This is a genomic window from Micromonospora carbonacea (assembly GCF_014205165.1).
In the GTDB taxonomy this organism is placed as follows: Bacteria; Actinomycetota; Actinomycetes; order Mycobacteriales; family Micromonosporaceae; genus Micromonospora; species Micromonospora carbonacea.
Genome location: NZ_JACHMZ010000001.1, coordinates 1,817,458 through 1,842,704 on the forward strand (window position 1 = coordinate 1,817,458; position 25,247 = coordinate 1,842,704).

Below are 25,247 nucleotides of genomic sequence, written 5' to 3' on the forward strand. Positions count from 1 at the left end.
TGTTGCGACTCCGTTTGCAAGGTATTGCAGAACGTTTCGGCAAGGGCTAGCGTGCGGGCCAATCACGACCAGAGGAAGGCCGTCGATGACACCCCCGCCGATGTCCCGTAAGGCGATGCTCGCCTTGGTCTCCACCCTCACCCTCGCCCTCGTCGGCACCCCCGTCGCCGTGCGCCAGCTCGGCGGCGACGCCGACGGTGGCACCCGCACCGACCCCCTCGCCGCCGCCGGCGCGACGCAGTGGCGCGCCGAACCCTCCGCCGATGCCCTGCTCGCGGCCGGCTCCGCCGATGCCCGGGCCGAGCAGTTCTACTTCGTCCTGCCCGACCGGTTCGCCAACGGCGACCCGCGCAACGACGCCGGCGGCCTCACCGGCGACCGGCTGACCACCGGCCTCGACCCCACCGACAAGGGCTTCTACCACGGCGGAGACCTCAAGGGCGTCATCGACAAGCTCGACTACATCCAGGGGCTCGGCACGACGGCCATCTGGCTCGCCCCGGTCTTCAAGAACCGGCCCGTGCAGGGCGCCGGCGACGACGTCTCCGCCGGCTACCACGGCTACTGGATCACCGACTTCACCCAGGTCGACCCGCACTTCGGCACCAACGAGGAGCTGAAGAAGCTGGTGCAGCTCTCGCACCGGCGGGGCATCAAGGTCTACCTCGACGTCATCGTCAACCACACCGCCGACGTCATCAAGTACGCCGAGGACAAGTACGCCTACATCGACAAGTTGACCGCGCCCTACACCGACGCGCAGGGGCGCGCCTTCGAGGACCGCAACTACGCCGACGGCACCCGGGGCTTCCCCAAGGTGGACGCCGACTCGTTTCCGTACACCCCGACCTTCGACAGCCCGGCCGACGCGAAGGTCAAGGTCCCGGCGTGGCTCAACGACGCCACCATGTACCACAACCGGGGCGACTCGACCTTCGCCGGCGAGAACAGCGAGTACGGCGACTTCTTCGGCCTGGACGACCTGTGGACCGAGCGCCCCGAGGTCGTCGCCGGCCTCACCAAGGTCTACGGCGACTGGATCGGCGCGACCGGCGTCGACGGGTTCCGGCTCGACACCGTCAAGCACGCCAACCTGGAGTTCTGGCCGCAGTTCAGCCGGGGCATCGAGCGGGCCGCCGAGAAGGCCGGCAAGAAGGACTTCTTCATGTTCGGCGAGGTCTACAGCGCCGACCCGGAGATCACCTCCACGTACGTGCGGCGCGGCGGCCTGCCCGCCACCCTCGACTTCGCGTTCCAGGAGGCCGCGCGCGGCTACACCGCCGCCGGTGGTTCCGCGAAGGCCCTCGCCGACGTGTACGCCCGCGACGACCTGTACGCCGCCCGCGACACCGACGCCAACCGGCTGACGACCTTCCTCGGCAACCACGACATGGGCCGGATCGGCTCGTTCGTCGCCGCGGCCGGCGGGGACGACGCCGCGCAGCTGCGCCGCGCCACCCTCGCCCACGAGCTGATGTTCCTCACCCGGGGACAGCCGGTGGTCTACTCCGGCGACGAGCAGGGCTTCACCGGCCCCGGCGGCGACAAGGACGCCCGGCAGGACATGTTCGCCTCGAAGACGGCCGACTACCTCGACGACGACCTGATCGGCACCGACCGCACCCACGCCGCCGACCAGTACGACGCGACGCACCCGCTCTACCGCACGATCGCCGGGCTGGGCGCGCTGCGCCAGGCCCACCCGGCGCTGCGCGACGGCGTGCAGGTCACCCGGTACGCCGCCGACGGTCCCGGCGTCTTCGCGTTCTCCCGCGTCGACCCCCGCCAGCGCGTCGAGTACGTCGTCGCCGTCAACAACGCCGACACCGCGCAGACCGTCACCGTGGACACCTGGTCGCCCGGCACCGCGTTCGCGGGCATCCACGGCGGCACCGGCACCTCGACCGCCGGGGCGGACGGCAAGCTCACCGTCACCGTGCCGGCGATGTCCGCCGTGGTCCACCGGGCCGCCAGGGCCATCCCGCAGGCCGCCGCGAAGCCGACGATCGCCGTCACCGCCCCCGCCCCGGGCACGCCCGTCGCCACCCGGGCCGCCGTCACCGCCAAGGTCACCGGCGATCCCCTCGCCACCATCACCGTCGCTGCCCGGGTCGCCGGCGGCCGGTGGACCCTGCTGGGCAGCGCGCACACCGCCCCGTACACCGTGCACCACGACCTGACCGGCCTGGCCGGCGGCACGAAGGTCGAGTACAAGGCGGTCGTCCGCGACGGCCGGGGCCGCGTCGCCGCCACCCGCTCCACCGCGACCGTCGGCACCCCCGCCCAGAGCGCGTCGCGGGACTGGCTGGTCGTGCACTACCAGCGCCCGGCCGGCGGCTACGCCGACTGGGGCCTGTACGCGTGGGGCGACATCGACCCCGCGTATGTCACCGAGTGGCCCAAGGGGCAGCCGTTCGCGGGCGAGGACTCGTACGGCCGGTTCGCCTGGGTGAAGCTGAAGCCCGGCGCGGAGTCCGTCGGGTTCCTCGTGGTGGACTCCGCCGGCAACAAGGACGTCGCCACCGACCGCACCGTCGACGTGACGCAGACCGGCGAGGTGTGGGTGAAGCAGGGCGACGCCGCGCTCTATCCGAGCAGGCAGGCCGCCACCGGCGAGCCCGACCCGCCCGTCGCCGAGGACACCGCGCTGATCCACTACCGCCGCGCCGACAACGACTACGACGGCTGGGGCCTGCACCTGTGGGACGGCGCGGCCAACCCCACCGATTGGGCCAGCCCGCTGAAGCCGGAGAAGGTCGACCCCTTCGGCGCGGTCTTCCGGGTGCCGCTGGCCGCCGGGGCGACCGGCCTGAGCTACATCGTCCACAACGGCGACACCAAGGACCTGCCGGACGACCAGCGGCTCGACTTCGCCACCGCCGGCCGGGAGGTGTGGCTGCTCGCCGCCACGCCGGGCCGGCTACTGCCGACGACCTCCTCCGGGGTATCCAGGGACGTGGACATCACCAAGCAGCGGGCGCAGTGGATCGACCGGTCCACCGTCGCCTGGCAGACTCCCGACACCGACGGCCGGACGTACGCCCTGGTCACCGCCCCTTCCAGCGGGGTGAGCGTCGTCGACGGAGAGCTGTCCGGGACGTACACCTCGCTGCCGCTGCGGGCGCAGCGCGACGGGCTCACCGAGGCCCAGCGCGCGCGGTTCCCGCACCTGTGGGCGCACCGCGCCTTCACCCTCGACCGGGGCGACCTGGCGAAGGTGCCGGCGGCGCTGCGCGGGCAGCTCGTGGTGACCGAGCGGGACGCCGAGGGGAAGCTGCTCGGCGCGACCGGCGTGCAGGTCCCGGGCGTGCTCGACGACGTGTACGCCGCCGCGACCGCCGCCAGGCTCGGCCCCACCTTCGCCGGCCGGGTGCCCACGCTGTCGGTCTGGGCGCCCACCGCCCGGTCGGTGGCGCTGGAGCTCTCCGACGCCCCGACCGCCGCGCCACGGGTCGTGGCGATGCGCCGCGACGACCGCACCGGCGTGTGGTCGGTGCGCGGCGAGCCGGGCTGGACCGGCAAGTACTACCGGTACCGGGTGTCCGCGTGGCAGCCGGCCGCGCAGCGGGTCGTCACCGCGTCGGTGACCGACCCGTACTCGGTGGCCCTCGCGCCGGACTCCACGCACAGCCAGCTCGTCGACCTGGCCGACCCGGCCCTGGCCCCGGCCGGCTGGGCGGGCCTGCGCAAGCCGGCCGCCGTGCCCCCGGCGAAGGCGCAGATCCAGGAGGTCTCCGTGCGGGACTTCTCCGTCGCCGACGCAAGCGTGCCGGCCGAGCGGCGCGGCACCTACCTGGCCTTCACCGACCCGGGCACGACCGGCATGAAGCACCTGCGGTCGCTCGCCGACGCCGGCGTCGACTACCTGCACCTGCTGCCCGCGTTCGACTTCGCCACCATCCCCGAGCGGCGGGCCGACCAGCAGCAGCCGGCGTGCGACCTGGCCACGCTGCCGGCCGACTCCGACGAGCAGCAGCGCTGCGTCGCGGCCGTCGCCGACACCGACGGCTACAACTGGGGGTACGACCCGCTGCACTACACCGTGCCGGAGGGCGGCTACGCCGTCGACCCGGCCGGGGCGGCGCGCACCGCCGAGTTCCGCCGGATGGTCGCCGGGATCAACGGCGCGGGCCTGCGGGTCGTCATGGACGTCGTCTACAACCACACCTCGGCCGCCGGCACCGACGCCAGGTCGGTGCTCGACCAGGTGGTGCCGGGCTACTACCACCGGCTGCTCGACGACGGGGCGGTCGCCAACTCCACGTGCTGCGCCAACACCGCCCCCGAGCACGCCATGATGGGCAAGCTCGTGGTCGACTCACTGGTCACCTGGGCCAAGGCGTACAAGGTGGACGGCTTCCGGTTCGACCTGATGGGCCACCACCCGAAGGCCAACATCTTGGCCGTGCGCGCCGCCCTGGACCAGCTCACCGTCGCCCGCGACGGCGTCGACGGGAAGAAGATCCTGCTCTACGGCGAGGGCTGGAACTTCGGCGAGGTCGCCGACGACGCCCGGTTCACGCAGGCCACCCAGGCCAACATGGCCGGCACCGGCGTCGGCACCTTCAACGACCGGCTGCGCGACGCGGTGCGCGGCGGCGGCCCGTTCGACGCCAACCCGCGCGTGCAGGGCTTCGCCTCCGGCCTGTTCACCGACCCCAACGGCGACCCCGTCAACGGCACGGCCGCCGAGCAGAAGGCCCGGCTGCTGCACGCCCACGACCTGATCAAGGTGGGGCTGACCGGCAACCTGCGCGGCTACCGGTTCACCGACTCGTCGGGCAGGCAGGTCACCGGGGGCCAGGTCGACTACAACGGCTCGCCGGCCGGCTACACGGCCGCGCCCGGCGAGGCGGTCACCTACGTCGACGCGCACGACAACGAGATCCTGTACGACGCGCTGGCGTACAAGCTGCCGCAGGCCACCTCGGCGACGGATCGGGCCCGGATGCAGGTGCTCGCCCTGAGTACGGTGGCGCTGGGGCAGGGGACCGGGTTCGTGACGGCCGGCTCGGAGCGGCTGCGGTCGAAGTCGCTGGACCGCAACTCCTACAACTCCGGCGACTGGTTCAACCAGATCCGCTGGGACTGCGCCCAGGGCAACGGGTTCGGCGCGGGCCTGCCCCCGGCGCAGGACAACCAGGACAAGTGGCCGTACGCGAAGCCGCTGCTGGCGGATGCGAAGCTGGTGCCGGACTGCGCGGCGATCGACCTGGCCGACGCCCGGTACGCGGAGCTGCTGCGGGTGCGCGAGTCGTCGCCGGTGTTCGGGCTGGACACCGCCGAGCAGGTGCAGAAGCGCGTGGCGTTCCCGCTGTCCGGCGTCACCGAGACGCCGGGCGTGCTCACCATGACCCTCGACGCCCGGGGGCTCGGCGGACAGTGGCGGTCGGTGACCGTCGTGTTCAACGCGACCCCGCAGGCGGCGCAGCAGACCGTGACCGGGCTGCGCGGGTCGGACGTGGCGCTGCACCCGGTGCTGCGGGCCTCGGCCGATCCGGTGCTGCGCACCGCCTCGTTCGACCGGGGCAGCGGGACGTTCACGGTGCCGGCGCGCAGCGTGGCGGTCTTCGTGCAGCGGTAACCGCCGTCGGCGTCCGCCCGGCGTACCCCGGGTGGACGCGACCGGCCCCCGCCACTTCCGTGGCGGGGGCCGGCTGTGTTGCGTCGTCCGTCAGCCGAAGCAGTTGGTGACGGTGCCGGTGCAGTTGTTGGGTCGGTTGCCGACGATGACCGTGGTGGGGTCGACGGCGGTGATGTTGGTGTTGGTGTTGATGCCGCCGCCGCCGTTGGGCGCGAGGGCGGTGTTGTTGACGATCTTGGCGTTGGTGAGGGCGACGGTGCCGTTGATGTTGCGGATGCCGCCGCCGAGGGTGGCCTTGTTCTTGACGATTTCGCTGTTGCGGACGGTGAGGCTGGCGGTGCCGCCGGGTCCTGCCGGGGTGAGGTCGACGTTGAGGATGCCGCCGCCGCCGATGCCGTCGGTGAGGTTTTCGGCGATCTTGCTGTCTTCGATGGTGACGGTGCTGGACAGCAGGAGGCCGGAGGTGTTGGCGATGCCGCCGCCTCCGCCGACGGAGGCGTTGCGGGCGACGGTGCTGTGGCGCAGGGTGAGTTGGCTGTTGAGCACGCCGATGCCGCCGCCGGTGACGCCTGTGGTGTTGTCCGTGACCTCGGTGTCGTCGAGGTTCACGATGCCGCCCTCGCTGGCGATGCCGCCGCCGGCGCCGACGGAGCGGTTGCCCGTGATCGCGGTCTTGTGGACCACGACGGTGCCGGTGAAGTTGTTGATCGCCCCGCCGGCCGCGCCGGCGGCGTTGCCGGCGATCTTGGAGTCGCTGACCTTGAGCAGGCCGGTGTTGTTGATGGCGCCGCCGGCCAGGATCGCGGTGTTGTTGGTGAGGACGCTGTGGTCGAGGACGGTGGTGCCCTCGTTCTCGATGGCGCCGCCGGCGGCCAGGGCGTCGTTGTTGACGAGCCTGGACTTGGCGATCTCGGCGGTGCCGCCGCGCTCGACCAGGATGGCGCCGCCGGTGAGGCCGTTGCCGCCGGTGAGGGTCAGGTCGCTCAGGCGCAGGTGGCCGCCGGAGACGACGTCGAAGAAGCGGAACGGTGCCGCGTTGGCGGCGCGGACGAGGGTGGAGTCCTCGCCCTTGATGGTGATGTTCTGGCTGATCGGTGGCAGGCCGCTGCCGCCGGGGCCGTTGTTGACGGTCAGGGTGTAGGTGCAGCCCCGGGCCAGCTTGAGGGTGCCGCCGTTGTCGGCGTTGGCCCGGGTGATCGCCGCGATCAACCGGTCCGGGTTGCACGGCACCTCCTGCACCCGACCCCAGTCCTCGCCCTTGCCGTCCTCGGCCTTGCCGTCCTCGCCCGGCCGTTGGCCACCGCGCTCGTCGCGCTCGTCGCGCTCCTTGCGGCCCTCGCGCTCGTCCCGACCGTAGCCGCCGTCGTCCTTGGCGACCTGCTCGGCGGTCGACCACTTCAGGTCGGTCAGCCGGTCCATGCCGGCAGCGCCGGCGCTGGTGGCGAAGCCGACCCCGGCGAGACTGACCACGCCGGTCAGGCCGGCGACGCCGGAGGCCAGCCACAGCTTCCGGCCGCGTGTCCGGGAGGTCGTCTCCCCGGCGGCGTCGTGGTTCTTCCGAAGGAAATTGGACATCGGAGTTCTCTGCCCTCTCTTCGTATCAGACAAGGTCGCTCCGCTACGGCGAGGCGCCCTTTGCTACAAATCGGTTGTAGCTACTGAAGAACACCGTATGAGAGTCTTCTTCACTACGGGCGCTTATCAGAAGAAACCCCACATTCGGTACGCGGCTCCCGGTGGCGGCGCTACCGCCCTCCGGATCGGTCGGCGCGGCGGCGGGCCGGGCGACGGTGTCGGGCCCCTCCCGCCGGACGGCGGGAGGGGCCCGATCGCTATGTGTCTCAGCCGAAGCAGTTGGTGACGGTGCCGGTGCAGTTGTTGGGTCGGTTGCCGACGATGACCGTGGTGGGGTCGACGGCGGTGATGTTGGTGTTGGTGTTGATGCCGCCGCCGCCGTTGGGCGCGAGGGCGGTGTTGTTGACGATCTTGGCGTTGGTGAGGGCGACGGTGCCGTTGATGTTGCGGATGCCGCCGCCGAGGGTGGCCTTGTTCTTGACGATTTCGCTGTTGCGGACGGTGAGGCTGGCGGTGCCGCCGGGTCCTGCCGGGGTGAGGTCGACGTTGAGGATGCCGCCGCCGCCGATGCCGTCGGTGAGGTTTTCGGCGATCTTGCTGTCTTCGATGGTGACGGTGCTGGACAGCAGGAGGCCGGAGGTGTTGGCGATGCCGCCGCCTCCGCCGACGGAGGCGTTGCGGGCGACGGTGCTGTGGCGCAGGGTGAGTTGGCTGTTGAGCACGCCGATGCCGCCGCCGGTGACGCCTGTGGTGTTGTCCGTGACCTCGGTGTCGTCGAGGTTCACGATGCCGCCCTCGCTGGCGATGCCGCCGCCGGCGCCGACGGAGCGGTTGCCCGTGATCGCGGTCTTGTGGACCACGACGGTGCCGGTGAAGTTGTTGATCGCCCCGCCGGCCGCGCCGGCGGCGTTGCCGGCGATCTTGGAGTCGCTGACCTTGAGCAGGCCGGTGTTGTTGATGCCGCCGCCGGCCAGGACGGCCGCGTTGTCGGTGACGGTGGTGTGGTCGAGGGTGGTGGTGCCGGCGTTGTCGACGGCGCCGCCGGTGCCGATCAGGGCGATGGCGTTGTTGTTGACCAGTTTCGCCTTCTCCAGGTCGGCCGCGCCGCCGGAGGCGACCCGGATCGCGCCGCCCTGGGGTGCCTGGCCGCCGGTGAGGGTGACGTCGGCAAGGCGCAGGTGGCCGCCGGAGACGACGTCGAAGAAGCGGAACGGTGCCGCGTTGGCGGCGCGGACGAGGGTGGAGTCCTCGCCCTTGATGGTGATGTTCTGGGTGATCGGTGGCAGGCCGCTGCCGCCGGGGCCGTTGTTGACGGTCAGGGTGTAGGTGCAGCCCCGGGCCAGCTTGAGGGTGCCGCCGTTGTCGGCGTTGGCCCGGGTGATCGCCGCGATCAACCGGTCCGGGTCGCACGGCACGTCCTGCACCCGCGCCTGTTCGGCGTCCCTGCGGTCCTCGCCCTTGCCGTCGGCCCGGCCGCCTCCGGCGGACCAGTCGTCCTGCCCGGACCACTCGTCCTCCCCGCCGGGATCCTGGCCGCCGTGCCGTTCGGCGTCCTCGTCGGCGTTCCTGCCCTCGTCCTGCGCCCGGCCGGCGTCGCTGACGTTCTGCCGGGCCGTCGCGGAGTGCTGGTCGGACAGCCGCTGCGCGTCGTCCGACGGGTCGTCGCGGGCGGCCAGCCCGCCGAGCGCCGCCAGGCCGACGACGCCGGTCAAGCCGGCCACGCCGGTGGCGACCCAGAGCGCCCGCCGCCTCTTCGCGGGTGCCGGCGGGACGGTGTGCACCCCGCCTTCGGGAGTCGTTTCGTCGTGGGACATCAGAGCCTTCCGCCCTTTCCTGCTACCAGAAGGGGCCGCACCGCGCGAAGGGGCGCGACCAGCTACAAATCGGTTGCAGCGTTCTGATGCCCACCGTATGAGAGGTTTCCTCGCGAGGAGGTCATATCCGAGTAAAGCCCGCATCCGCCCCGAAAGGGGCATCAACGGCACCCGCCGGACCGGTCGCCACACGGCGACGGGCCCCGCCCCGGGCGCGGCGACGGTCGGGACCGTCACACGCCCGCGGCGGGGCCCGTCGGGGCCGGGACCGGGATCAGCCGGGCAGGCGGGGGCCCGCCTCGCGCTGCTCGGCCAGCCAGGTCTCCACCTCGTCGGCCCGGCGCGGCAGCCCCGCCGACAGGTTGACCGCGCCGGTCGCCGTGACCAGCACGTCGTCCTCGATCCGGATGCCGATGCCGCGCAGCTCCTCCGGGACCAGGTCGTCCTCGGGCTGGAAGTAGAGCCCCGGCTCCACGGTGAGCACGTAGCCCTCGCCCAGGGTGCCGTCGCGGTACGTCTCCTTACGGGCGTTCGAGCAGTCGTGCACGTCGATGCCGAGCATGTGCCCGAAGCCGTGCAGCGTCCAGCGGCGGTAGACCGTCGACTTCTCGTCCATCGCCTCGTCCACGCTCACCGGCAGCAGGCCCAGCTCGTGCAGCCCCTCGGCGAGCACCCGCATGCAGGTGCGGTGCACGTCCTTGAACGCCACTCCCGGCCGGACCGCGTCGATGCCGGCCTGCTGCGAGGCGTACACGATGTCGTAGACCTGGCGTTGCAGCGGGGTGAACCGGCCGCCGACCGGCAGCACCCGGGTGACGTCGGCGGTGTAGAGGTTGCGGTTCTCCACCCCCATGTCCATCAGCAGCAGCTCGCCCGGCCGGGTGGTGCCGTGGTTGTGCACCCAGTGCAGGATCGTGGCGTGCTCGCCGGCCCCGACGATCGAGCCGTAGCCGACGTCGTTGCCGTCGTGCCGGGCCCGCAGCGCGAAGATGCCCTCCAGCAGCCGCTCCGAGACGCCCCGGTCGGCCGGCAGCACCCGGGCCACGTCCTCGAAGCCCCGCACGGTGGCGTCGATCGCGTCCTGGAGCTGGGCGATCTCCCACTCGTCCTTGACCAGCTTCAGCTCGGAGATCGCGATGGCCAGCTCCCGGTCGCGGGCCGGCTGGCCCTCCTCGCGGGGCCCGTCGTAGGGGCGCACGGCCGCGTCGACGCGGGCGTCGAAGCCGCGCAGCACCCGCGTGCGCCCCGGGGCCAGGTTGGCCAGCGCCGCGTCCAGCTCGGCCAGGTCGGCCGTGGGCAGGCCCAGCTCGGTCGACTTCTCCGCGAGGGTGTGCCGCCGGCCCACCCACAGCTCGCCGTGCCGGCTGCGGAAGAACTCGTCGTTGTCCCGCGAGGAGCGGGGCCGCACGTAGAGCACGGCGTCGTGCCCCGAGCCGTTCGGGCGCAGCACGAGCACGCTGTCGGGGTCGGGGTCGCCGGTCAGGTACGCGAAGTCGCTGCCCGGCCGGAACCGGTACTCGGTGTCGTTGGCGCGCGTCTTCTCCCCGCCGGTGGGGATGACCAGCGTCTCGCCGGGGAAGGCCGCGGAGAGCGCGGCCCGCCGCTTGGCGTGGTTGGGCACCTCCACCCGGGGGCCGACCGGCAGGGTGGTGTCCCGCCAGCCCTGGCGCATGAACGACAGGAACGCCTCCGGGAAATCCGGGTCGTGCGACTCGGTGCCGTCCGCCGGCTGGCCGTCCGTCCGGTCCTCGCTCATGATCCGCTCCCTCCGCCTCGTCGCTGGTCCAGACGGTACCCCGGCGCAGGCGCGAGCGGAGACCCTGCGGTGCCCGCGACGGTCGCCCGCGCCGCGTGGAAAGATGACCACCATGTGCGGACTTCTGGCCTTCTTCAGCGCTAACGGCAACGCCGCCGCCCACCGCGACCACATCGCGGGGGCGTTGGAATGCCTGCACCACCGCGGACCGGACGAGACCGGGGTCGAGGTGGTCGGCGACGCGGGCGGTCAGTACGCCGACGGGGTCTTCGCGCACAAGCGCCTGGCGATCATCGACGTGGCGTCCAGCCACGAGCCGCTGCCCTACGCGGGCGGGCGCTACCTGCTGACCTTCAACGGCGAGATCTACAACTACATCGAGCTGCGCGAGGAGCTGGTGCGCAACTTCGGCGCGCAGTTCGCCACCGCGGGCGACGGCGAGGTGATCGTCGCCGGCTACCACTACTGGGGCGAGCAGGTGCTCACCCGGCTGCGCGGCATGTTCGCCTTCGTCATCTGGGACCGGCAGGAGCGCCGGGCGTTCGGCGCGCGCGACAACTTCGGCATCAAGCCGCTGCACTACCTGGAGACCGTCGACGGGCTCTACCTCGCCTCCGAGAAGAAGGCGCTGCTGCCGTTCGCCCAGTCGGCGTTCGCCGGGGACGCCGGCATCGACACCGCCAACCTCAGCCACTACCTGACCCTCCAGTACGTCCCGGAGCCCGGCACCCTGCACCAGGGGATCAGCCGGATCGGGTCGGGGGAGTACCTCACCTGGACCCCGGGCGGCCGGATCGACGTGCGCCGGTGGTACCGCCCGGTGTTCCGGCCCACCCCGGTCAGCGACGAGTCCCGGCTCTACCACCAGATCCGGGAGACGCTGCGGGAGAGCGTCCGGATGCACATGCGCTCGGACGTGCCGGTCGGCTCCTTCCTGTCCAGCGGCATCGACTCCACCGCCGTGGTGGCCCTGGCCCGCGAGTTCAACCCGCACATCCTCACCTTCACCGTCGGCTACGACGTCCCCGGCTACTCGGAGATCGACGTCGCCCAGGACTCGGCCCGGCACCTCGACGTGACCACGATCCCGACCAAGATCGGGCCGCAGGACATGATCGGCGCGCTGCCGAAGATCGTCTGGCACCTCGACGACCCGGTGGCAGATCCGGCGCTCGTGCCGCTGTACTTCGTGGCGAAGAAGGCCGCCGAGCACGTCACCGTGGTCCTCTCCGGCGAGGGTGCCGACGAGTTCTTCGGCGGCTACACCATCTACCGCGAGCCGCTGTCGCTCGGCACGGTCAACGGCCTGCCCGGCGGGGTGCAGAAGGGGCTGCGCGCGGTCTCCAAGGCCATCCCGCAGGGGGTCAAGGGCAAGAGCTTCCTGGAGCGCGGCACCACCCCGATCGAGCAGCGCTACTACGGCAACGCCCGGATGTTCACCGAGGAGGAGAAGCAGCACCTGCTGCGCCGCTACGACCCCTCGGTGCGCTACACCGACGTCACCGCCCCGATCTACGCCGAGTGCACCGAGCTCGACGACGTCACCAAGATGCAGTACGTCGACCTCTACACCTGGCTGCGCGGCGACATCCTGGTCAAGGCCGACCGGATCTCGATGGCGCACTCGCTGGAGGTCCGGGTGCCGTTCCTCGACAAGGAGGTGTTCGACGTGGCGGCCACCATCCCGGTGGACCTGAAGCTCCCGCCGCGCTCCGACGCCACCAAGTACGCCATGCGCCAGGCCCTCCAGGGCGTCGTGCCGCCGGCCATCGTCAACCGCAAGAAGCTGGGCTTCCCCACCCCGACGCGGGTCTGGCTGCGCGGCGAGATGTACGAGTGGGCCCGCTGGGTGCTGTCCAACTCCGGCGCGGGCGACCTGATCGACCTGTCGTACGCGATGCGGCTGCTGGAGGAGCACAAGCGGGAGGAGGCCGACCACTCCCGCAAGGTGTGGACGGTGCTGATCTTCTGCATCTGGCACGCGATCTTCGTGGCCAAGACGCTCGACCCGGGCATCCAGCGCAACCAGTCGGCGCTGCTGACGAAGCCGGTCGTCGGCTCCATGGTCCGCTGAGCCCGGCGGCCCCGCGCCCCGCTGAGCGGGGTGGCCGGGGGCCGGCACGCCAAAGGGCCCCCGCCGTTTGCGGCGGGGGCCCTTTCCGCTCACCGCGCGCCGGCTCGGCCGACGGGCGGGCGCGGGGTCACACGCGGGAGCAGCTCACCGTCGGCAGCGAGCTCGTGCCGCTGGCGACGAAGCCGAAGGCGGTGGTCCCCTCCGGCGCGACCGTCCCGTTGTAGGGGCTGTTGGTGACCGTCACCGTCGAGCCCGACGTGGTGTACGTGCCGTTCCACAGGCTGTTGATGGTCTGGCCGGTCGACCAGGTCAGGGTCGCCTTCCAGCCGGTGAACGGCGTCGAGCCGTGGTTCATGACGGCCACCTCGCCCTGGAACCCGCCGGACCAGGAGCTGACCACCTTGTAGGTCGCCATGCAGTCACCGCCGGCCGGCGGCGTCGTCGGGGCGGGGGTGGTGGGCGCCGGCGTCGTCGGAGCCGGCGTGGTGGGGGCGGGGGTGGTCGGCGCCGGGGTGGTCGGGTTCGGGGTGCCGCCCTGGCCGATGCCGGTCACCTGGCCGTTGCCGCCGTCGAAGGTCACGTCCGAGCAGCCGAAGAAGTTCTCCTGGCTGTCCGAGCGGACCCAGCGCGAGTAGATGATGTGCTGGCCGCTCTTGCCCGAGGGCAGGTTGCCGCTGAAGTAGTAGTGCCCGTCGTTGGTGCCCGGCCCACCGCTCTGCGGCGGGTTGGTCACCGTGAGGAAGGGCTGCTCCTCCAGGTCGCTCCAGGCCAGGGGCCGGTTCGGGCTCCAGCTGTCCTTCGTCACGTAGAAGTAGAAGGTGCCCGGGTGGTGGGCCCAGTTGCTGTACGTGAAGTTGAACCGGGCGCCGGCCGTCAGGTGGGTCAGCGGCCAGTCGCTGCGGGCGGCGTCGTAGCCGCTGAAGCCGGTGTTGCCGCCGCTGCACAGCTTGCCGTCGGGGATGTAGCCGACGGTGCGGCCGCCGGCGTCCGAGCGCAGCACGCTGAACCAGTTGTACAGCGAGTTGGCCCCGTTCTGGGCGACCGCGGCCGAGCAGGCCGGGTTGTTCGGCTTGATCTCACCGGTGGGGGCGAGGCCGTCCTTCCAGCACAGGTAGGTGCGGGCGCCGGGGGTCATCGACGCGCCGTGTGCTTCTGCCGGGTCGGGGCTGGCCACCACGGTGGCGGCACCCGCGGCGAGGGTTGCGGCCGCGATGAGCAGCGCGGCCGTGCGGGAACGGGTCACGGGGTTCTCCTGACTCGCGGAACGACCGCACCGGCCGTTCCGCTGGGACGAGCGGATGTCACGATCGCGGTGCCGCGCCCATGCCCGTGGGCCGACGGCGCGCGTCACCGACGGTCCGCCTCGGCGGACCGGTGTGCCCCTCGCGCTGGCTCTCTCCCGGCGCCGGCGGACGCGACAGCCCCTCGCATCGACCGGCAGCGTCATCTCACCACGCCGAAGCCGACCGCCGCAATAGTTGACTGTCGATGATATCCGGGTCCCGCCCGGTCCGTGGCCCTGCCAGGTGGGGGTTCGGTGCCGGCGTCGCCGCCAGGTAGGAAAGGATCGGGGTACGACAGCGGAGGCGACGGAAGGGCCACGATGGGATACGCGGTGGTGCTCGGCGAGGCACTGATCGACCTGCTCGACGGGGAGTGCGACGGGCAGCCCGTCTTCCGGCAGGCGATCGGCGGCGGCCCGCTCAACGTCGCCGTCGGGGTGGCCCGCCTCGGCGGGTCGGTGCAGTTCGTCGGGTCGCTCGGCGACGACGCGCTCGCCGACCGGATCCGCGCCTTCCTGACCGACGCGGGCGTCGGGCTGGCCGGCGCGGTCACCCTGCCCGCCGCGACCGCCCTGGCGGTGGCCACCCACTCCGGCGCGGAGCCGGACTTCCGCTTCTACGGCGAGCCGCCGTCGTACGGGCTGCTCACCGCCGACGCCCTGGACGTGGACCTGGTCGGGGCAGCGGACGTGCTCTACTGCGGCTCGATCGTGCTGCTGTCGCCCGGCGTGCTCGCCGCCGCGCGCCGCGCCTGGTCCGTCGCGGGCGGGCTGCGGGTGTTCGACCCGAACGTCCGGCCCCGGCTGCTCGACGGCCCGGCCGCGCTGGCCGCCCTGCGCGGGACGGTCGCGGAGTTCGCCGCCTCCGCCCACCTCGTCAAGCTCAGCGCCGCCGACGCGGAGCTGCTCTATCCCGGCGAGCCGGTCGAGGGGGTCGCGGCGTACCTGCGGGAGCTGGGGGCGGCCACCGTCGTGGTCACCCTCGGCGCGGACGGCGCGCTGGTCGCCGCCGCCACCGCCGATCCGGTACGCGTGCCCGCGCCGAAGGTGCACGCGGTCGACGCCACGGGCGCGGGCGACTCGGTGATGGGCGCGCTCGTCGCCGGGTTGCTGGCCGACGGGGAGCCCACCGACCCCGCCGACTGGCACCGCCGGGTCGCGTTCGCGCTGCGCGTGGCCGGCCTGGTCTGCGAGTCGCCGGGCGGCGCGGTCGCCATGCCCACCCGCGCCGAGGTCCTGACCCGCTTCCCCGGTTGACCCGGCGCGGGGCGGCCCGTGCCGGCGGGCGGAACGTCAGCCGGTGCCGTCCAGTTCGGCGTAGCCGCGGCGGGCGGCGGTGAGGGCGGCGCGGGCACCGAAGGGCGCCTCGGCGGCCACCCGCTCCGGCGGGGCCCCGCCGGTGTGACCGGCCCGGATCAGCCAGGACAGCTCGGCAAGCTGCGCGTGCTGGGCCCGGACGAACTCCGGGTCGACCAGCTCGCCGTGCCCCGGCACGACCACCGTGCCCGGGGTGGTGAGCCGCAGCACCTCGGCCAGCGCGTCCGGCCACTGCAACGGATACGACTCCTCGAAGGCCGGCGGGCCGCTCTGCTCCACGAGGTCCCCGGCGACCAGCACGTCCGCGTCCGGCACGTGCACCACCAGGTCGGCGTCGGTGTGCCCGTGGCCCGGGTGGCGCAGCACCACCCGCCGGCCGCCCACGTCCAGCACCGTCTCCGCCCGCACGACGTGGGTCGGGGCCAGCAGCCGGGTGCCGGCCAGCTCGGCGGCCAGCTCCGGCCGGTCGGCGCGCATCTCCTCGTACGCGGCCCGGCGCAGCTCGTCGGGGCGGTCCCGCAGCGCCACGGCGGCGGCCTCGTGCGCGTAGACCGGTCGGGCCGGGTCACCGGCGACGACGGCGTTGCCGAAGCAGTGGTCGAAGTGGTGGTGGGTGTTCACGATCGTCCACGGGTGCGGGGTGACCGCGCGGGCGGCGGCGACCAGCTCGGCGGCCTGCCCGGCGGTGGAGAGGGTGTCCACCACCAGCGCCGCGTCGTCGCCGACGACCAGCGTGACGTTGACGTCGAGCAGCGGCTCGCGCAGCACGTACACCCGGTCGGCGGCCTCGACGAACCGCGCCGTCACGGCGTGCCCGCCCCGGCCGGCGCGCCGGTGGCCCGCGCGACGAAGCGCCGCCGGTCGACCAGCACCCGCTCCACCCGCCCCCGCGCCACGTCCCGGCCGGCGTCGTCGGTGACCGTCACCTCGAAGCCCAGCCGCCGCCCGTCGACGTCCGTGAGCCGCGCCTGCGCCACCACCGTCCGCCCGACCGGCGTGGCGGCGAGGTGGTCCAGCTCGACCCGCGTCCCGACCGTCGTGCCGCCGGGCGGCAGCGCCCCGGCGGTCGCCGCGACCGTGGCCGCCTCGGCCAGCGCGACCACCCGGGGGGTGCCCAGCACCTCGACGTCACCGGAGCCGGCGGCGAGCGCGGTGTCGGCGTCGGTGACGGTCAGCTCGACGCGGGCGGACCGGCCCGGCGCGAGGGAGTGCTCCGACTGCTCCTGCATGGCCACAGCCTAGGTGGTCGGCGTCCGCCGTTCCGGTCGCCGCCACGCACGGGGCGGGGCCGTCGCCCGCGCCACGGGGAGGACCGCCGCCCGCGCCACGAGCCGTCGGGGGCGTCGTCTCGGCGGCGGGCGGGGCCGCCGTCCGCGCATCGGGCGAGGTCCGCCGTCGACCGGCGAGGCCGCCGTCGGCGGGAAGGCCGCCGCCGCTAACCTGGACGGCGATGGCCGTCGTGACTGACCCCCAGCCCCCCGCCCCCACCGGACCACCGGAGCCCTCCGACGGCGGTCGTCGCCGCGTGGTCGCCATGGCGGCCTGGGCGGTCGCCTTCGTGGCCGGCTGGCTCGTCATCGGCCTGCCCACCGACCCGGCGTACGCGTTCCTGTGGATCTGGGCGGCCACCATCGCCTGGAACTCCCGCCGCCCGTGGCGCAGCCACCTGCGCTTCGCCCGCGACTGGGTGCCCGTGGTGCTGCTGCTCGCCGTCTACAACCTGTCCCGGGGGTTCGCCGACAACGGGGCCACCCCGCACGCGATGGAGCTGATCGTCGCCGACCGGTTCATGTTCGGCTGGGCCACCGGCGGCCAGGTGCCGACGATCTGGTTGCAGGAGCACCTCTACCGTCCCGAGGTGCGCTGGTGGGACGTGCTGGCGAGCTGGGTGTACTTCTCGCACTTCGTGGTGGCGCTCGCCGCCGCCGCCGTGCTCTGGATGCGCGACCGGCACCGCTGGGCGGCGTTCATGCGCCGCTGGGGGTTCCTGTGCGCGTCGGGGCTGGTCACCTACTTCCTCTACCCGGCGGCCCCGCCCTGGTGGGCGGCGCAGAACGGCCTGCTCACCGAGGTGGCCCGGATCTCCACCCGGGGCTGGAAGGCGTTCGGCATGCACGGGGCCGGCAACCTGCTCAACGCCGGGCAGATCGCGTCCAACCCGGTGGCCGCGATGCCGTCGCTGCACACCGCGTTCGCCCTCTTCGTGGTGGTGTTCTTCCTCCGCTCGGCCCGCCGCCGCTGGTGGCCGCTGCTGCTGGCGTACCCGCTGGCGATGACGTTCACCCTGGTCTACTCCGGCGAGCACTACGTCATCGACGTGCTCGTCGGCTGGGCGTACGTGGGGCTGACCTTCCTGGCCGTCGGCCTGGGGGAGCGCTGGTGGGCGGCGCGCCGGTCCCGCCGTACCCCCGGCTCGGGGCCGGCCGACGGCGGGCCGGGCGGCGCGGAGCCGGCCGACCCGGTCGCCGACCCGTCGGCGGTGCCGGCGACCCGCTGAGCCGCGTCCCCGCACCCGACCCGGCCGCGTTGCGGCTCAGCGGGCGCGGTGGGCGGCGTGCGCCCGGGCCGTCAGCTCCGCCGCCAGCCACCACGCCTCGTCGAGGTCGCGGTCGAGGGCGGCGGCGCCCGCGCCGCCGGCCGTGTCCGCGTGCACGGTGGCCAACCGCAGCCGCCGCTGCGCCGGGCCCTGGGTCACCCGCACGCTCTGGATCCGGGCGTACGGCACGACGGTGAGCTGCCGGGTGAGCAGGCCGGACCGGGCGGCGAAGACCCGCTCGTCGAGCCCCGCGCCGACCGCGCGCCAGCCCAGCGGGCGCAGCCACCGCGCCCGGGCCGGCGGGAGGCCGGTCGCCAGCCCGCCCAGCCGCACCCCCGGCAGCACCTCCGCGACGATCCGTTCGCCCGTGTCCTGGTCGCCCACCGGCAGCAGCCGGTCCGGCCGGTTGCGGTCGTCGGCCTCGCCGCCGGAGTAGCCGGCGACCTCCAGGCGCAGCCGCAGCCAGCCCTTGGCCCGCCAGAGCAGCGGCCAGGTCACCCCGACGGTCTGCACCCGGTTGAGCGGCACCGTCTGCGCCCGGGTCTCCAGCAGGCCGTTGCGGACCCGCAGGGTGCCCTCGTCGCGGGCCAGCCGGAAGTTCCAGTCGTCGAGCACCCGGCGGATCGGTTGCAGCAGCACGCCGGCCATCGCGGTGACCGTGCTCGCCACCGCGATGAACGACCACGAGCCCTCGGAGAGGAACTGCGCCACGACGAAGGCCACGCCGAAGGGGAGCAGGAACGCCTGCGGGGTGAGTAGTTGGCTGACCAGCAGGTCCCGGTTGGCCACGGCGTGCAGGGCGCGCCCCGGCGGCACGGGCGTGACCGCCGGCCCGGCCGGGGCGGACGGCTGCGGCGCGGCCGCCCCCGGGTGCGGCGCGGGGCCGGCGAGCGCGAGCAGCCGCTGCCGCAGGGCGGCGGCCTCGGCCACCCCCAGGTAGGCCAGCGGCGCCTCGGTCTTGCCGCCGCCGACCACCTCCAGCCGCAGCTCGGCGAGGCCGGTGAGCTGGGCGAGCAGCGGGCGGACCACCTCGACGGCCTGGAGCCGCTCCAGCGGAATGGCCCGGGTGCGCCGCCACAGCAGCCCCTCGTAGACGCGCAGCTCCCGGCCGACCACGTGGTAGCCGGTGTTGTACCAGCTCACCACCGCCAGCACCGTCGCGCCGAGGGCGAGCACGGTCGCCATCGCCGCGAACCAGCCGAAGCCGACCCGCGACAGCGTCGACCAGGACAGGCCCGCGATGACCACGACCAGCGACTTGGCCCCGTGCAGGGCCGGGCTCAGCGGGTGCAGCCGCCGCCGGGGCTCCGCGCCGCCGCCGTCGGGGTGGCCGTGCGGCGTCGGCGGCGCGGGGGGCGTCGGCTGGTGGTCGTGCGGCGGGCCGGCGGCCGGATGGTCGGGGCGGGGCGCCGGCGGCACCTCGGCGGCCGGGCCGTCGGGGTGGGGCGCCGGCGGCGTGTCGGTGGCCGGGCGGGGCAGCTCGGGGCCGGGGCGGGTCACAGGCCCTCCGCGCGGTCCTCGCCGAGGGCGGTGAGCCGGTCGCGCAGCCGGGCCGCCTCCGCCGGGCGCAGGCCCGGCACGCGGGCGTCGCTGGCCGCCGCGGCCGTGTGCAGCTGCACCGTCGCCAGGTCGAACGCCCGCTCCAGGGGCCCCGCGCTGACGTCGACGAACTGCATCCGCGAGTACGGCACGATGGACAACCGGCGGACCAGCAGCCCGTGCCGGACGAGCAGGTCGTTCTCCCGCTCGGCGTAGCCCCAGGCGTGCACCGCCCGGACGATCGTGACGACCCGCCACGCCCCGGCCAGCACGACCGCGCCGATCCCCGCCCCGAACAGCCAGAGCCCGCTCACCGCCCAGCCGACCGCCAGCGCCAGCAGCGCCACCCCGAGCAGCGCCGCCAGGCGCAGCAGCTCGACCCAGATCAGGTCGGTGGAGACCGACTGCCAGCGCACCGTCGCCGGCCACGGCTCCAGGGGCCCGGGCGGGTGTGCCGCCTGCGGCCCGAAGGCCGGGTGACCCGCCGCGGCGGGCGGGCCGGGCGAGGGCTCGGTGGGGGGTGGCCCGACCGGGTACGCGGCCGGGGGCGGGCCGGGCGGGGGCCCGGAGGGGTGCGGCGGGGGGCCGCCTGGGGGCTCGCCGGTCACCGGGGACGTCCGCTGCGCGCGCTCACCCGTCGAGCGTAGGCGATCCGGCCAGTGGCGCGACCTCCCGGAGGAAGCCCCGCGCATCGAGGAAGTCGCCGAGCGAGGCCCGGTGGTCGGCGCAGGCGAGCCAGGTCTTGCGCCGGTCGGCGGTGTGCAGGCGGGGATTGTTCCAGCGCAACGCCCACTCCGCCGGGGCACGGCAACCGCGCGCCGAACAGATCGGCGCGTCGCCGGTGGAAGGGGGGAGGCTCATCCGGGCCAGTCTAGGAGCGCCGGGCGGGAGATTGAGCGCCGGGCGGCCACGGGGGGAGCCGCCCGGCGACGGGGTGAATGGTACACACGCCGGACCCCCTGCTGTAAACCCGTGACCGGCGATTCTCCAACCCCGGGACGGCGTGGCGAAAATCGGCTTCTCCCCGCCTCGGCACTCAGCCGGGCATGCGAGTCTTGATACGCACCACGCACCACGCCGCGACGATCGACAATGCTGTGGAGGACCGGTGGCCCAGCCGACCACGCCCGACGCCCCGACGCCGAACGGCAGCGCGCCGCCCCCGCCCCCGTCCGCCGCGCCGCCGACGAGCACCCCCGCGCAGGACGCGACGCTGCTGGAGAAGGCGCTGTTCGAGATCAAGCGGGTGATCGTCGGGCAGGACCGGATGGTCGAGCGGATGTTCGTCGCGCTGCTCGCCCGGGGGCACTGCCTGCTGGAGGGGGTCCCCGGGGTGGCGAAGACCCTGGCCGTGGAGACCCTCGCCCGGGTGGTCGGCGGGTCCTTCGCCCGGGTGCAGTTCACCCCGGACCTGGTCCCCGCCGACATCATGGGCACCCGGATCTACCGGCAGTCCAGCGAGAAGTTCGACGTCGAGCTGGGGCCGGTCTTCGTCAACTTCCTGCTCGCCGACGAGATCAACCGCGCCCCGGCGAAGGTGCAGTCCGCCCTGCTGGAGGTCATGAGCGAGCGGCAGGTGTCGATCGGCGGCCAGACCCACCCGGTGCCCGACCCGTTCCTCGTGATGGCCACGCAGAACCCGATCGAGCAGGAGGGCGTCTACCCGCTGCCCGAGGCGCAGCGGGACCGCTTCCTCATGAAGATCGTCGTCGGCTATCCGACCGACGCCGAGGAGCGGGAGATCGTCTACCGGATGGGCGTGGCCCCGCCCGAGCCGGCGCGGGTCTTCGACACCGCCGACCTGATCGCCCTGCAACGCAAGGCCGACCAGGTCTTCGTGCACAACGCGCTTGTCGACTACGCGGTGCGGCTGGTGCTGGCCACGCGTACCCCCGCGGAGCACGGCATGCCCGACGTCGCGCAACTGATCCAGTACGGCGCCAGCCCCCGCGCCTCGCTCGGCCTGGTCCGGGCGACCCGGGCACTGGCGCTGCTGCGCGGCCGCGACTACGCCCTGCCGCAGGACGTGCAGGACATCGCGCCGGACATCCTGCGGCACCGGCTGGTGCTCAGCTACGACGCGCTCGCCGACGACGTGCCGGCCGACCACGTCGTGCACCGGGTGATGTCGACGATCCCGCTGCCGTCGGTGGCCCCGCGCCAGCAGGCCACCCCGGGCGGCGCGCCGCCGGCCACCGCCGGGTGGCCCGGGCAGCGGCCGTGACCCCAGCCGACCCCCACCCCTCACCGGGCACGCGAAGCCCGATCTCGCCCGCCGCCGCGCCCCGCAGCGAGGCGGTGCTGTCCCGGCTCCAGCTGCTGGTCACCCGCAAGCTCGACGGCCTGCTCCAGGGCGACTACGCCGGCCTGCTGCCCGGCCCCGGCAGCGAGGCGGGGGAGTCGCGCGAGTACCGCCCCGGCGACGACGTGCGCCGGATGGACTGGCCGGTGACCGCCCGCACGACGATGCCGCACGTGCGGCGCACGGTGGCCGACCGGGAGCTGGAGACGTGGCTCGCCGTGGACCTCTCGGCGAGCCTCGACTTCGGCACCGGTCGGTGGCTCAAGCGGGACGTCGTGGTGGCCGCCGCCGCCGCGCTGGCCCACCTGACCGTGCGCGGCGGCAACCGGATCGGGGCGGTCGTCGGCAGCGGTGGCGACCCGCAGGCCCCGGCCGGCCGCCGGCGCGGCGCGACGCCCCCGCCCGGCCCGGGGCGGCTGGTGCGGCTGCCGGCCCGGGGCGGGCGTCGGGAGACGCAGGGACTGCTGCGGGCGATCGCCGGCACCGAGATCAGCCCCGGGCGCAGCGACCTGGGCGCGCTTGTCGACGCCCTGAACCGGCCGCCCCGCCGTCGCGGCGTCGCAGTGGTGATCTCCGACTTCCTCGCGCCGCCGCAGCAGTGGGCGCGTCCGCTGCGTAAGCTGCGGGTCCGGCACGACGTGCTGGCGATCGAGGTGGTCGACCCGCGCGAGCTGGAACTGCCCGACGTGGGGGTGCTGCCGGTGGTCGACCCGGAGACCGGCGAGCTGCACGAGGTGCAGACCGCCGACCCCCGGCTGCGCCGCCGGTACGCCGACGCCGCGACCGCCCAGCGGGCGGAGATCTCCGCGCAGCTGCGCGGGGCCGGCGCGGCCCACCTGCGACTCCGCACCGACACCGACTGGCTGCTCGACATGGTGCGCTTCGTCGCCGCGCAGCGGCACGCCCGCACCCGGGGGACGACACGATGATCCGTTTTCTGCAACCGTGGTGGCTGCTGGCCGTGCTGCCGGCGCTCGCCCTCGCCGCGCTGTACGTGTGGCGGCAGCGCCGCCGCCGGGCGTACGCGATGCGGTTCACCAACGTGGACCTGCTGCGCACCCTCGCGCCGAAGGGGCTGGGCTGGCGGCGGCACGTGCCGGCGGTGGCGTTCCTGCTCTGCCTGCTGGTGCTCGCCACGGCGCTGGCCCGGCCGGCGATCGACACCCGGGAGCCGCTGGAGCGGGCCACCGTCATGCTGGCGATCGACGTGTCGCTGTCCATGCAGGCCGACGACGTCGCGCCGAACCGGCTGGAGGCCGCCCAGGAGGCGGCCAAGCAGTTCGTCGGCGAGCTGCCGCAGACCTACAACCTGGGTCTCGTCTCGTTCGCGAAGGCGGCGAACGTGCTGGTGCCGCCCACGAAGGACCGGGACGCGGTGACCGCCGCGATCGACGGGCTGGTGCTGGCCGAGGCGACCGCCACCGGCGAGGCGGTCTTCACCTGCCTGGAGGCGATCCGGTCGGTGCCGGCCGACGGCGCGGCGGGCATCCCGCCGGCCCGGATCGTGCTGCTCTCCGACGGGTTCCGCACCTCGGGGCGGTCGGTGGAGGAGGCGGCCGCGGCCGCGCAGGCGGCCAACGTGCCGGTCTCCACCATCGCGTTCGGCACCGACGACGGGCAGGTCGACATCGGCGGCCAGTTGCAGCGGGTCCCGGTGGACCGGATGGCGTTGGCCGAGCTCGCCGAGACGACCGAGGGCTACTTCTACGAGGCCGCCTCGGTCAGCGAGCTGAAGCAGGTCTATCAGGACATGGGCAGCTCGATCGGGTTCCGCACCGAGCCGCGCGAGATCACCCAGTGGTATGCGGGCCTGGCCCTGCTGCTGGCGCTGTGCGCGGGCGCCACCAGCCTGCTCTGGACGTCCCGGCTGATCTGAGGCCGGGCGTGGCGGTCCGCACGGGCGGCCCTGACGCGACCGCCGCGCCGGGGCCGCCGGCCGGTGCTGGGCGGCCCTGAACGCGGTGGCCTGGTGCGCGGTGGCCTGGTGCGCGGCTGCCCGGTTCGACGGCGACCTGCGTGCGCGGTCACCGCCGCCGGGCGGGGTCTCCGTGCCGGCGCGGTCAGTGGCCGGCGCTGGCCAGCACGAAGACGACGGCCACCCAGACGGCGGCGAGGGTGAAGCCCAGCGGGGCGACGTAACGGCTCATGGGAAGGCTCCGGTGGCGACTGGACGGTCCATGTTGCGTGGTGGACCGTGAGGGAGGACTGGGCGCGCACACGAAGTCGTGACCGGGGTGCCCCCTCCCCGTCCTGGGCGGACGGCGCTGCCCGGTCGCCACCTTCGGCCGAGGGCCGAGGGGCGGGCGGTGCGGAAGGAGCGGAGCTGGGTCAGCTCACCTGCTGAGTCGTGGCTCAGCGGGGCTGACGTTCGGCCCGGCCACGACTGGGAGGATCGCTATCTCGCACAGCGATCACCTCCTGCGGTCGGCCTGGCCGGGAACGCGAATCATCGTACATCCGGCCACGGCACGGCCCGCACTCGGCCGTACGGCCGGCGGGGCCCCTAATCCGTTCCCCCGCAAGGGCTGCGGCCGCTCGCCGGCCCGCCGCTGTTAAGCGGGGCACCTTTTACCTCGAAAAGCGTTAACAGGGGGCCCTTCCTTGCGTCAGGTCCGCGTGGCGCGGGGGTGCGTTAGCGCTTACCTGCCGGTAACGCCTAGGCTCCGGACCGACGTGGATCAGCTGAGCAAGAGGGGGACCCGTGGCCCGTACCGTGCTGGTGACCGGCGGCAACCGGGGGATCGGCCTGGCCATCGCGCAGGCGTTCGCCAAGCAGGGTGACCGGGTGGCGGTGACCCACCGTAGCGGCGACGCGCCCGAGGGGCTGTTCGGCGTCGTCTGCGACGTGACCGACTCCGCCTCCGTCGACGCGGCCTTCACCGCCGTCGAGGCCGAGCTGGGCCCGGTGGAGGTGCTGGTCGCCAACGCCGGCATCACCGACGACACGCTGATCATGCGGATGTCGGAGGAGCAGTTCACCCGGGTCCTCGACACCAACCTCACCGGCGCGTTCCGCTGCGCCAGCCGGGCGTCCAAGAAGATGCTCCGCGCCCGGTGGGGCCGCATGATCTTCATCTCCTCGGTCGTCGGCCTCTACGGCGGCCCCGGGCAGGTCAACTACGCGGCGAGCAAGGCCGGCCTGGTCGGCGTGGCCCGCTCGATCACCCGGGAGCTGGGCGGGCGCAACATCACCGCCAACGTCGTCGCGCCCGGCTTCATCGACACCGACATGACCGCCGCCCTGCCCGAGGAGCGCCGGGCGGAGTACGTGAAGGCCATCCCGGCCGGCCGCCTCGCCGCGCCCGACGAGGTGGCCGCGGTGGTCACCTGGCTGGCCTCGGACGCCGCCGGCTACGTCACCGGCGCCGTGATCCCGGTCGACGGCGGCCTCGGGATGGGCCACTGACCGGTCCCGCCCGGGTCGGCGACGCCGCCACCGCGCCCACCGCACGAATCCCAACGGAGGAA

General features: G+C 73.9%; 17 protein-coding genes. 8 read left to right on the forward strand and 9 right to left on the reverse strand.

Annotation, left to right across the window (positions count from 1 at the left end):
• Positions 1-85 precede the first annotated feature (85 nt).
• Positions 86-5,584 (forward strand): pullulanase-type alpha-1,6-glucosidase, encoded by a 5,499-nt coding sequence (pulA, locus tag HDA31_RS08220; protein ID WP_178065729.1) that lies wholly within the window; start codon positions 86-88, stop codon positions 5,582-5,584.
• Positions 5,585-5,674: 90 nt separating this feature from the next.
• On the opposite strand, the gene HDA31_RS08225 is transcribed toward pulA, so the two are convergent.
• The 3 genes from HDA31_RS08225 to HDA31_RS08235 form a co-directional block, all read right to left on the reverse strand.
• Positions 5,675-7,159, reverse strand: a complete 1,485-nt coding sequence (locus tag HDA31_RS08225; RefSeq protein WP_178065728.1) for an autotransporter outer membrane beta-barrel domain-containing protein — start codon at positions 7,157-7,159, stop codon at positions 5,675-5,677.
• Between the two features lie 266 nt (positions 7,160-7,425).
• Positions 7,426-8,973, reverse strand: a complete 1,548-nt coding sequence (locus HDA31_RS08230) for an autotransporter outer membrane beta-barrel domain-containing protein (RefSeq protein ID WP_184871944.1) — start codon at positions 8,971-8,973, stop codon at positions 7,426-7,428.
• A gap of 274 nt (positions 8,974-9,247) precedes the next feature.
• Positions 9,248-10,729, reverse strand: coding sequence for an aminopeptidase P family protein (locus HDA31_RS08235; RefSeq protein WP_074474298.1), 1,482 nt, complete (start codon positions 10,727-10,729; stop codon positions 9,248-9,250).
• 112 nt (positions 10,730-10,841) lie between these two features.
• Here HDA31_RS08235 and asnB point away from each other — a divergent pair, with 112 nt between their 5' ends.
• Positions 10,842-12,803: an asparagine synthase (glutamine-hydrolyzing) gene (gene asnB, locus HDA31_RS08240; protein ID WP_178065726.1), complete on the forward strand. Its 1,962-nt coding sequence runs from the start codon at positions 10,842-10,844 to the stop codon at positions 12,801-12,803.
• 127 nt (positions 12,804-12,930) lie between these two features.
• Here the strand turns inward: asnB and HDA31_RS08245 are convergent, their stop codons facing one another.
• Positions 12,931-14,046, reverse strand: a complete 1,116-nt coding sequence (locus tag HDA31_RS08245) for a lytic polysaccharide monooxygenase (RefSeq protein WP_178065725.1) — start codon at positions 14,044-14,046, stop codon at positions 12,931-12,933.
• Positions 14,047-14,406: 360 nt separating this feature from the next.
• Here HDA31_RS08245 and HDA31_RS08250 point away from each other — a divergent pair, with 360 nt between their 5' ends.
• Entirely contained in the window at positions 14,407-15,342 is a 936-nt protein-coding gene (locus HDA31_RS08250) for a carbohydrate kinase family protein (RefSeq protein ID WP_178065724.1), read from the forward strand.
• Between the two features lie 36 nt (positions 15,343-15,378).
• On the opposite strand, the gene HDA31_RS08255 is transcribed toward HDA31_RS08250, so the two are convergent.
• Together HDA31_RS08255 and HDA31_RS08260 are read right to left on the reverse strand one after the other, a co-directional pair.
• The gene (locus HDA31_RS08255; RefSeq protein WP_178065723.1) at positions 15,379-16,209 is read right to left on the reverse strand and encodes an MBL fold metallo-hydrolase; all 831 of its coding nucleotides are present in this window, start codon (positions 16,207-16,209) and stop codon (positions 15,379-15,381) included.
• Positions 16,206-16,631: a thioesterase family protein gene (locus tag HDA31_RS08260; RefSeq protein ID WP_178065722.1), complete on the reverse strand. Its 426-nt coding sequence runs from the start codon at positions 16,629-16,631 to the stop codon at positions 16,206-16,208. The genes HDA31_RS08255 and HDA31_RS08260 overlap by 4 nt, the downstream gene beginning before the upstream one ends.
• 221 nt (positions 16,632-16,852) lie before the next feature.
• On the opposite strand from HDA31_RS08260, the gene HDA31_RS08265 reads away from it, so the two are divergent.
• Entirely contained in the window at positions 16,853-17,899 is a 1,047-nt protein-coding gene (locus HDA31_RS08265; protein ID WP_178065721.1) for a phosphatase PAP2 family protein, read from the forward strand.
• 36 nt (positions 17,900-17,935) lie between these two features.
• Here the strand turns inward: HDA31_RS08265 and HDA31_RS08270 are convergent, their stop codons facing one another.
• The 3 genes from HDA31_RS08270 to HDA31_RS08280 are packed head-to-tail and all read right to left on the reverse strand — an operon-like array spanning position 17,936 to position 20,338.
• Positions 17,936-19,438, reverse strand: coding sequence for a PH domain-containing protein (locus HDA31_RS08270; protein ID WP_311774347.1), 1,503 nt, complete (start codon positions 19,436-19,438; stop codon positions 17,936-17,938).
• On the reverse strand, positions 19,435-20,085 hold the full coding sequence (locus HDA31_RS08275; RefSeq protein ID WP_178065719.1) for a PH domain-containing protein: 651 nt from the start codon (positions 20,083-20,085) through the stop codon (positions 19,435-19,437). The genes HDA31_RS08270 and HDA31_RS08275 overlap by 4 nt, the downstream gene beginning before the upstream one ends.
• Positions 20,086-20,107: 22 nt before the next feature.
• Positions 20,108-20,338: a hypothetical protein gene (locus HDA31_RS08280; protein ID WP_074474292.1), complete on the reverse strand. Its 231-nt coding sequence runs from the start codon at positions 20,336-20,338 to the stop codon at positions 20,108-20,110.
• 247 nt (positions 20,339-20,585) lie between these two features.
• Between HDA31_RS08280 and HDA31_RS08285 the strand changes: the two genes are divergently transcribed.
• The 4 genes from HDA31_RS08285 (at position 20,586) to fabG (ending at position 25,185) form a co-directional block, all read left to right on the forward strand.
• Complete coding sequence (locus tag HDA31_RS08285) at positions 20,586-21,701, forward strand: AAA family ATPase (RefSeq protein WP_178065718.1); 1,116 nt, start codon at positions 20,586-20,588, stop codon at positions 21,699-21,701.
• Positions 21,680-22,708 (forward strand): DUF58 domain-containing protein, encoded by a 1,029-nt coding sequence (locus HDA31_RS08290; protein ID WP_376701369.1) that lies wholly within the window; start codon positions 21,680-21,682, stop codon positions 22,706-22,708. The genes HDA31_RS08285 and HDA31_RS08290 overlap by 22 nt, the downstream gene beginning before the upstream one ends.
• Positions 22,705-23,655, forward strand: a complete 951-nt coding sequence (locus HDA31_RS08295) for a VWA domain-containing protein (protein WP_043967613.1) — start codon at positions 22,705-22,707, stop codon at positions 23,653-23,655. The genes HDA31_RS08290 and HDA31_RS08295 overlap by 4 nt, the downstream gene beginning before the upstream one ends.
• Before the next feature lie 825 nt (positions 23,656-24,480).
• Complete coding sequence (gene fabG, locus HDA31_RS08300; protein ID WP_178065716.1) at positions 24,481-25,185, forward strand: beta-ketoacyl-ACP reductase; 705 nt, start codon at positions 24,481-24,483, stop codon at positions 25,183-25,185.
• Positions 25,186-25,247 lie beyond the last annotated feature (62 nt).

Excerpts from the sequence above, each read along its gene's own strand:
- pulA (WP_178065729.1), top strand. The coding sequence starts at position 86 with ATGACACCCCCGCCGATGTCCCGTAAGGCGATGCTCGCCTTGGTCTCC.
- HDA31_RS08250 (WP_178065724.1), top strand. The coding sequence starts at position 14,407 with ATGGGATACGCGGTGGTGCTCGGCGAGGCACTGATCGACCTGCTCGAC.
- HDA31_RS08235 (WP_074474298.1), bottom strand. The coding sequence starts at position 10,729 with ATGAGCGAGGACCGGACGGACGGCCAGCCGGCGGACGGCACCGAGTCG.
- HDA31_RS08295 (WP_043967613.1), top strand. The coding sequence starts at position 22,705 with ATGATCCGTTTTCTGCAACCGTGGTGGCTGCTGGCCGTGCTGCCGGCG.
- HDA31_RS08230 (WP_184871944.1), bottom strand. The coding sequence starts at position 8,973 with ATGTCCCACGACGAAACGACTCCCGAAGGCGGGGTGCACACCGTCCCG.
- asnB (WP_178065726.1), top strand. The coding sequence starts at position 10,842 with ATGTGCGGACTTCTGGCCTTCTTCAGCGCTAACGGCAACGCCGCCGCC.
- HDA31_RS08280 (WP_074474292.1), bottom strand. The coding sequence starts at position 20,338 with ATGAGCCTCCCCCCTTCCACCGGCGACGCGCCGATCTGTTCGGCGCGC.
- HDA31_RS08265 (WP_178065721.1), top strand. The coding sequence starts at position 16,853 with ATGGCCGTCGTGACTGACCCCCAGCCCCCCGCCCCCACCGGACCACCG.
- HDA31_RS08260 (WP_178065722.1), bottom strand. The coding sequence starts at position 16,631 with ATGCAGGAGCAGTCGGAGCACTCCCTCGCGCCGGGCCGGTCCGCCCGC.
- HDA31_RS08225 (WP_178065728.1), bottom strand. The coding sequence starts at position 7,159 with ATGTCCAATTTCCTTCGGAAGAACCACGACGCCGCCGGGGAGACGACC.